This is a genomic window from Streptomyces sp. AK02-01A, assembly GCF_033795305.1.
In the GTDB taxonomy this organism is placed as follows: domain Bacteria; phylum Actinomycetota; class Actinomycetes; order Streptomycetales; family Streptomycetaceae; genus Streptomyces.
Window position 1 is genome coordinate 1 of the sequence record NZ_JARBAE010000118.1, and the last position, 1,544, is coordinate 1,544.

1 protein-coding gene is annotated in these 1,544 nt (G+C 66.8%); it reads left to right on the forward strand.

The genetic code is table 11. The features are described 5' to 3' along the window. Positions 1-1,544, forward strand: a 1,544-nt coding sequence (locus tag PV679_RS35970) for a type I polyketide synthase (RefSeq protein ID WP_319685489.1), incomplete at both ends; no start/stop codon positions are given.

Below are 1,544 nucleotides of genomic sequence, written 5' to 3' on the forward strand. Positions count from 1 at the left end.
TTCCGGAGGATCGTGGGTGGGATCTGGAGCGGTTGTATGATCCGGATCCTTCGCGTTCGGGGTCGTCGTATGCGCGTGATGGTGGGTTTCTTTATGATGCGGCTGATTTCGATGCGGAGTTCTTCGGTCTGAGTCCGCGTGAGGTGTTGGCGACGGATCCGCAGCAGCGGTTGTTGCTGGAGACGGCGTGGCAGGCGTTCGAGCGTGCGGGGATGGATCCGGCGGCGGTGCGGGGGAGTCGTACCGGTGTCTTCACCGGCGTCATGTACAACGACTACGCCTCGCGCCTCCACCGAATGCCCGAGGAGTTCGAGGGCTACCTCACCAACGGCAGCGCGGGCAGTGTCGCCTCGGGCCGGGTCTCGTACACCTTCGGTCTCGAAGGTCCGGCGGTCACGATCGACACCGCGTGCTCGTCGTCACTGGTGGCGTTGCATCTGGCGGCGCAGGCGCTGCGTAACGGCGAGTGCTCGCTGGCGTTGGCCGGCGGTGTGACGGTCATGGCGACGCCGAACACCTTCATCGAGTTCAGCCGCCAGCGCGGCCTCGCGCCCGACGGCCGCTGCAAAGCCTTCTCGTCCTCGGCGGACGGAACCGGCTGGGGTGAGGGTGTCGGTCTGCTGCTGCTGGAGAAGCTGTCGGACGCGGAGCGGAACGGGCATCGGGTCCTGGCGGTGGTGCGTGGTTCGGCTACGAACCAGGACGGTGCGAGCAATGGTCTGACGGCGCCGAACGGTCCGTCGCAGGAGCGGGTGATCCGGCAGGCTCTGGCGAGCGCCCGGCTGTCGGCGGGTGATGTGGACGCGGTGGAGGCGCATGGTACGGGGACGCGGCTGGGTGATCCGATCGAGGCGCAGGCGTTGCTGGCGACGTACGGGCAGGAGCGTTCGTCGGAGCGGCCTCTGTGGCTGGGTTCGGTGAAGTCGAATATCGGTCATACGCAGGCTGCGGCGGGTGTGGCGGGGATCATCAAGATGGTGTTGGCGATGCGGCATGGTGTGTTGCCGAGGACGTTGCATGTGGATGAGCCGTCGCCGCATGTGGATTGGTCGTCGGGGGCTGTTGAGTTGTTGACGGAGGCGCGGGAGTGGCCGGAGACGGATCGTCCGCGTCGGGCGGCGGTGTCTTCCTTCGGCATCAGCGGCACCAACGCCCATGTGATTGTGGAGCAGGCTCCCGAGCCGGCCACCGACACACAGCCGGTTGCCGGTGGTGTGGTGCCTTGGGTGGTGTCCGCGCGGAGTGCCGCGGCATTGCGTGGGCAGGCGGCGCGGTTGGTGGAGGGGTTGTCTGCCGATGTGGAGCTTCGTCCTGCGGATGTGGGGTTGTCGTTGGCGGTTTCTCGTGCCCGTTTCGGTCATCGTGCGGTGATTGTGGGAGAGGATCGCGCGGATCTGCTGGCCGGTGTGGAGGCTCTGTCCCGTGGCGACGGCGCGGCGAACGTCGTCTCGGGTGTTCAGCGCTCTGTGGGTGGGACTGCGTTCTTGTTCGCTGGTCAGGGGAGTCAGCGGGTGGGGATGGGGCGTGGGTTGTATGCGTCTTTC